The 6,644-nt window shown below is 31.4% G+C and carries 10 protein-coding genes and 1 pseudogene; all 11 read left to right on the top strand.

What is annotated here, in order from left to right; genetic code table 11:
- A pseudogene (locus H574_RS14700) lies at positions 1–378 on the top strand (hypothetical protein); the annotation flags it as partial.
- Between the two features lie 138 nt (positions 379–516).
- Positions 517–1,035, top strand: coding sequence for a hypothetical protein (locus tag H574_RS0112010; RefSeq protein ID WP_027880819.1), 519 nt, complete (start codon positions 517–519; stop codon positions 1,033–1,035).
- 254 nt (positions 1,036–1,289) lie between these two features.
- Positions 1,290–1,643: a hypothetical protein gene (locus tag H574_RS0112005; RefSeq protein WP_155912668.1), complete on the top strand. Its 354-nt coding sequence runs from the start codon at positions 1,290–1,292 to the stop codon at positions 1,641–1,643.
- Between the two features lie 145 nt (positions 1,644–1,788).
- Entirely contained in the window at positions 1,789–2,415 is a 627-nt protein-coding gene (locus tag H574_RS14210; RefSeq protein WP_051169888.1) for a hypothetical protein, read from the top strand.
- A gap of 200 nt (positions 2,416–2,615) precedes the next feature.
- A complete protein-coding gene (locus H574_RS0111995) occupies positions 2,616–3,173 on the top strand; it encodes a hypothetical protein (RefSeq protein WP_036227613.1) in 558 nt (185 codons plus the stop codon).
- Positions 3,174–3,355: 182 nt separating this feature from the next.
- Entirely contained in the window at positions 3,356–3,733 is a 378-nt protein-coding gene (locus H574_RS0111990) for a VOC family protein (RefSeq protein WP_027880816.1), read from the top strand.
- Between the two features lie 54 nt (positions 3,734–3,787).
- On the top strand, positions 3,788–4,366 hold the full coding sequence (locus tag H574_RS0111985; RefSeq protein ID WP_027880815.1) for a YdeI/OmpD-associated family protein: 579 nt from the start codon (positions 3,788–3,790) through the stop codon (positions 4,364–4,366).
- 165 nt (positions 4,367–4,531) lie between these two features.
- Entirely contained in the window at positions 4,532–5,053 is a 522-nt protein-coding gene (locus tag H574_RS0111980) for a hypothetical protein (RefSeq protein WP_027880814.1), read from the top strand.
- Positions 5,054–5,271: 218 nt separating this feature from the next.
- Complete coding sequence (locus H574_RS0111975; protein ID WP_027880813.1) at positions 5,272–5,574, top strand: ArsR/SmtB family transcription factor; 303 nt, start codon at positions 5,272–5,274, stop codon at positions 5,572–5,574.
- 44 nt (positions 5,575–5,618) lie between these two features.
- Entirely contained in the window at positions 5,619–5,888 is a 270-nt protein-coding gene (locus H574_RS0111970) for a CBU_0592 family membrane protein (protein ID WP_027880812.1), read from the top strand.
- A gap of 11 nt (positions 5,889–5,899) precedes the next feature.
- On the top strand, positions 5,900–6,502 hold the full coding sequence (locus H574_RS0111965) for a short chain dehydrogenase (protein ID WP_027880811.1): 603 nt from the start codon (positions 5,900–5,902) through the stop codon (positions 6,500–6,502).
- Positions 6,503–6,644: the final 142 nt, after the last annotated feature.

Below are 6,644 nucleotides of genomic sequence, written 5' to 3'. Positions count from 1 at the left end.
GATTCAAAATGTAACTTTGAAAAGCGGACAAACGGAATTTTATTACGTGCGAATTATTCGAATAAGCTGACTGCAATACCAATCCCAAAAGAAAGTATAATCGGAATTACAATCACGAGAGGAAAAGAAACGATTGACCCATTTTTTCTTTCGCCAATGTGGATTTTATTAAAACTCGGTGTTTCGAAATTATACGCTCGATACTTTAAAATTTTAATCAGCGAATATTCGATTGACCAAATGGAATTGAATTTAAAAACAGCTGAATATGAAATGGACTTTATAGCAAACGGATATCTATTCGAAAGACAACAAAGTTTCTTTGAAAATCTGAATTACGAAAACAAATTAAAAACAATAATAAAAGCCAGCACATAACAATGTATAAATTCAATTGCGGCTGAATTTCCTGCGGAAATTCATTGCAATTTTCTATCTTTCAGTCTTAATCGGAAAATCGTACCGATTTTCCGCAACTGAAATTTATACGCTAACGTTGTACGCAAGCTGAAAAAAATGACTTTCGAAGATTTAAATAGACATATAATTCCGATGACCGAATTTACCCTTAAATGGAGATTTACGGAGGAGAAATATGATTTACTTCCCAAACAACATATTGCGGAATTAAAACCTTTGGACAAAACCGGAGCGGAATTTCTTGCGAACTATTTAGACAACTGTTGGATTCATTCAAACGAACCATTCAAAAACGGACTTTTTCGGAATTTGGACGAAATTGAAATCTTGGAAAATAATGAAAAAAAAATAACAAAGTGGTTATTCCAAAGAGCAATTCCTTTTGACAAAAAAGTTTACCTTTCTTGGGACGGACAAAATGGAATGATAACCAAATGGAAATTTGTTGTCAAATATTGGGATTCGATTTTTTATAGTGGTTCGGACGATTTGACTGTATTTGACCAAAGTCTGGAATGGGCTATTTTGTTCGCTCATTATGATAAAATATTTTTCGGAACGAATAAAGACTATGAATTGAAAGCGGAATTTGATGAAAAAATTATGCAGTTCTAAAAAAAGCCAGCGTACAACAATGTATAACCGCAATTACGGCGGATTCGACTACGTCCGAATCCACTCGGAATTGCTAACGTCAGTGCTAAACCGAAAAATTTGCGTACTTTAACCCGTAACTGACGGTTATACGAGACCGTTGTGCCTAATTTTGGAAAATCACACAAATGAAAACAAAATTGATAATTTTCAACTTATTTTTATTCTTGACAACAGCAAATTGTCAAAATGAAAATAAAACAAATACCTCGCAAATGGACTTAAAAGAAAATAAGGAAATCAAAGCAATTTTAGAAAGTGTAAAAATTGGAATGATTGAATTCATTGAACCTGGCGAAACGGAATACACGGAATCTGACGTTGAAAAATGTATGTCCATTATGAACAATTTTCTTTCTGAAATTTCAAAATCAGATTCAAAAGAAAACGGAATGCAAAGCGTGAAAAAAGTTGTTCTTGAATTGAATGACCTGAATGAAAAATGCGAATACGAACTAATCGAAACTGATCAAAGGGAACAATTAGCTGAAATAATAATTCTCGCTGGAAATCTTAAAGGCTTCAATGAAAGAAATGAGGATATTACGGAAGAATGGAGAGAATGGTAAAAACTAGGCACAACAATGTATAACCGCAATTACGGCGGATTCGACTACGTCCGAATCCACTCGGAATTGCTAACGCCAGTTCTTAACCGAAAATTATTAACTTTAAATCCGTAACTGACGGTTATACGAGACCGTTGTGCATAATATGGAAAAACCAATATTAAATATTATTTTAATTCTGATTTTATTAGTTCTTTCTTCTTGTAAAACTCAATACTCAAATGCAGAACTGAATGCTAATTTTAGTAATGAACAAATCAAAGAGCTGAATAAAATAACCGAATTTTTCAAAGCAGAAACTTGTAAAAATATTGATTTTAAAAAATGTTATCGCCAAACTAATCACGACTCTTTACAAGCAAATGGAGAAGGTTTTTGGGCTAAGTTAAGTTTTGAAAAACAAAAAACACTTTACAAAGAAATTCCTCAATCAGTATTTAACGAAATTTGGATGTACTGTGAAACGACTTATTATCCTAATAAAACAAAGGCTAAAAGTATTTGCGCAAATGCATTTGGTAAATACCAAAATTATCTATCTGATTTAGGAAAAACTAACCCAAGAATTGCTAGATACGCTGAAAGAATTAAAGCTTCTGGAGACTTTAATGGTTTCGATTTACAATATCAAGAAATCCTAAGTGATAATAATACGTTTGATTTAAAAAACCCAAATATACAATTGATTTTAGCAGTCCATTATTTATCAATTAATGACAAAGTAACAAGAAATGCCCATTTAATTGAAAAAAGAGCTGAACCAAAATTTTAACAAAATACTATGCACAACATTGTATAAATTCAATTGCGGCTGAATTTCCTACGGAAATTCATTGCAATTTTCTATCTTTTCAGTCTAAATCGGAAAATCGTACCGATTTTCCGCAACTGAAATTTATACGCTAACGTTGTGGTGCATTTACAAAACGAACGCTGGAATCAAAAACTGACTAAAACCGAACTGAAATTTTAATGAATTTTTCACGACATTGTGATTTATGCGAAAACCAAATATCGAGTCTTGAAAAAGGATTGACTTGTAATTTGACCAATAAAAAACCTGATTTTAATAATACTTGCTCAAAAATTACACTTGACAAAAAATTTCAAGAAAAATTAGAAATTGCTAATCTCGAATTGGAAATAATACGCAGAAACCAAAAGTCAACACATCTGACTTTCTACGGCACAATAATAATTGGTTTTCTATTAATACTTCTTGGTTACTTTTTTTCTGATTGGAATATACATAGCTTATTCCTATGGTACGTGAAAATTGGAATGATTGTCGCTGGATTTTCATTTCTTGGAATTGCTTACTCTAAACTGAATAAATACAGAAGAGAAAATAAAAAAGCAGAAATAGAAAAAAATAAAATTGATGAAGTCCTAAATAAATACGGAATTTCATATCAAGAAAACTTTGATTTTAAAGAAAAAATTCACGGAACACAAGAAGTAATTGTGAACGTTGAATTTAAAAATTGGACAAAAAGACAAACAACTAATTCTTATAAATTTGACTATTAAAAATAAAAAAAACGACACCACAACAATGTATAACCGCAATTACGGCGGATTCGACTACGTCCGAATCCACTCGAAATTGCTAACGTCAGTTCTAAACCGAAAAACTTCGTATATATATCCGTAACTGACGGTTATACGAGACCGTTGGCGGTAATATAGAAGAACCACAATAACAACAAAAAATGAACACGATAAGCTATTTTGAAATTCAATCTTCTGAACCAAAAAGAGAAATAGAATTCTATAAAAATGTGTTCGGATGGACATTCACAGAGGAAAAGGGATTACCTATTGAATATTATCGGATAGAAACCAATGGAATGAACGGAGCTTTGCTAAAACGACCTGCAAAAACGCCACCAAAGGAACACGGAACCAATGCGTTTAACTGTTCAATTATGGTTTATGATTTTAACAAAACTGCGGAATTAATAATAGAAAACGGAGGAATTGTTGCAATGGAGAAATTTCCGATTAAAAACAGATGTTGGCAAGGTTATTTTATAGACAAAGACAACAATGTTTTTGGGATATTTGAGGTAGACGAAAACGCTGAATAAAATCGCTAACACGACCGAAAAATCATTGAATTAAACGAACGGAACTATTTAACAATGGAAAAGGTTGACAGGTACATAGAAAGAAGTAAGAAATGGAAAGATGAAACCATACTTTTGAGAGAAATCTGTTTGGAATGTGGACTTGACGAAGATTTTAAATGGATGCACCCTTGCTACACTTTTCAAGGTAAAAACATAGTATTAATTCACGGGTTTAAAGAATACTGTGCCTTACTTTTTCACAAAGGAGCATTATTAAAAGATACTGAAAATATTTTGGTACAACAGACAGAAAATGTACAATCGGCTCGTCAAATACGATTTACGGACAAAACCCAAATCAATGACTTGAAAGCAGTTATCAAAGCCTACATTTTTGAGGCAATAGACGTGGAAAGGGCAGGTTTGGAGGTCAAAAAGAAAAAGACTTCAGAATATGAAATACCAGAAGAACTCGAACAAGAATTTGAATACGACTCGAATTTTAAAACAGCATTTTACAATCTGACACCAGGTAGGCAAAGAGGTTACTTACTTCATTTTTCAGATGCCAAACAATCTAAAACAAGAACTTCAAGAATTGAAAAGGCAAAACTGAAAATCTTTGACGGAAAAGGACACAACGAAAGATAAAAAATACTACCGCCAACAACGTATATAAAAAATAGCGGTTTAATCGCTTAAATGAAACAAAATGAATAAATTAAAGGTCTGTTATAATCCGAAAAGTAAGTGCCTAAAATCCGCTACTTTTCATATACAAGACCGTTGTGCATAATTTAATCGAACCTAAATTTAATGAATAAAACTTTATTTTTAATTTCAATTCTATTTCTATTTAGTTGTGGAAATAAAATGAATAAAATAAGTTCGAACTGCGAAAATCTTTACGCAGACGAAAAGGTTGAACTATGCCTGCCTTCAAAAAATTGGAAACCAGAAAAAATTGACAAGTACCTAATTTTTAAAAATGACTCGAATGATTCTTTAACAATCGATAAAAGTGTCATCGCAATAATGATTGACGATTACCAATCAGAATTAAGCGCAAAAGACTTGAGAAATCAACATTTGGAAAGTATGCTAAAATCGGAGACATTAAACGTGGAATTAATATCAAAAGGAACTGAAAATATAAATGGAAATACATTCTACGATTTTGAAGTAAACTCAAAAGATGGACAAGTATATTCTTATTTTCTATTTTATAATAAAGGAGAAATTGGATATAATATAAGCGCTACAATTCGAGAAGAAATTAGAAACGGAATTGACAAAAAAGATTATCTGAATTTTTTAAAATCATTACGAATAAAATAAAAAACTATGCACAACATTGTATAAATTCAATTGCGGCTGAATTTCCTGCGGAAATTCATTGCAATTTTCTATCTTTCAGTCTCAATCGGAAAATCGTACCGATTTTCCGCAACTGAAATTTATACGCTAACGTTGGCAACAAGCTAAGAAAACATCGAACTTCAATCAAAAATCCGAATTCATTTTTATATATCGAGAATTATAGATATATTTGTCTTATGAATTTGAAAATAGCAACAGAAATAGGAAAATGTTTATCTAATCAAACAAGGTTTCAGATTATGGAATGGCTGAAAGAACCAGAAAAAAATTTTCCACCACACGAGACCTTAAAACATTTTAATGATGGTGTTTGCGTTACCTATATTCAAGAAAAAGCAGGATTATCACAATCTACAATTTCTACTTATCTAACTAATATGGAAAAATGTGGACTTTTGATATCAACAAGACACGGAAAATGGTCGTATTTAAAAAGGAACGAAGAGACAATTAAACAGTTTACAGATTTTCTAAAATAAAAAAATTTAATAAAACATATCTACATTTCGCTATATAACAAACTATGAAATTATTAATTGACATTTTAGGTTGGTCAGGTTCAGGATTAATAATCATTGCCTATGCCCTAACTTTAATCGAAAACAAAAAATATTTGGATTATGGCAAGTATTTAAATTTACTTGGAGGACTTTTAATAGCTATAAACTGTTATTACTACAATGCAATTCCACCATTTGTAACCAATTTACTTTGGAGTATCATTGCAACTTTAACGATATATAAGTCAAGAAATAAAAAAGAGAAATGCAAAAAGACTAATTGTTTAACTTAAAAACTATAACAATGAAAATTTTAATAATTGGAGGAAACGGAACAATAGGAAAAACTGTTGTTTCACATTTTAAACAAAAAAATGAAATTTTAATTGCTGGACGAACCAACGGAGACGTGACTGTTGATATTGCTGATAGTAGTTCGATAAAGTCAATGTTTGAAAAGATTGGAAAAGTAGACGCTATAATTTGTATCGCAGGTGAAGCAAAATGGGACGATTTCAATAAACTTTCTGAAGACGATTATTATATCGGACTGAAAAGCAAATTAATGGGACAAGTTAATCTTGTGCGTATTGGACAGAATTATTTAAATTCAAATGGTTCAATAACTCTATCTACTGGAATTTTAGCAGATGACCCAGTTGTAAAAACAACGAGTGCTGCTATGGTAAATGGTGGAATTCATAGTTTTGTGCAAGCTGTTGCGCTCGAAATTGAAAACGGTATTAGAGTAAATGTAGTTTCTTCGGGAATGGTGGAAGACGCTTATGAAAAATACAAAGATTATTTCCCAGGACACAATCCTATACCAATGAAAAAAGTAATTAACGGATATGTAAGAAGTGTAAACGGAAAAGGAAATGGAGAAATAATTAGAATTTACGACTAAAAAAAAGCCAGTTGCCAACAATGTATAAAATTAATTGCTTGGTTCTAGCCTACTTACGAAAATCCTCGCGGATTTTCTATTCGGTTTTTATTTGCTAAATTAGTTGCTTAAACCACGCAACTAATCTTATACGAGACCGTTG

It is taken from the genome of Mesoflavibacter zeaxanthinifaciens DSM 18436 (genome assembly GCF_000422365.1).
GTDB lineage: Bacteria > Bacteroidota > Bacteroidia > Flavobacteriales > Flavobacteriaceae > Mesoflavibacter > Mesoflavibacter zeaxanthinifaciens.
The sequence above is the reverse complement of the archived record's forward strand: the minus strand, read 5'-3'. Positions and strand labels throughout refer to the sequence as shown.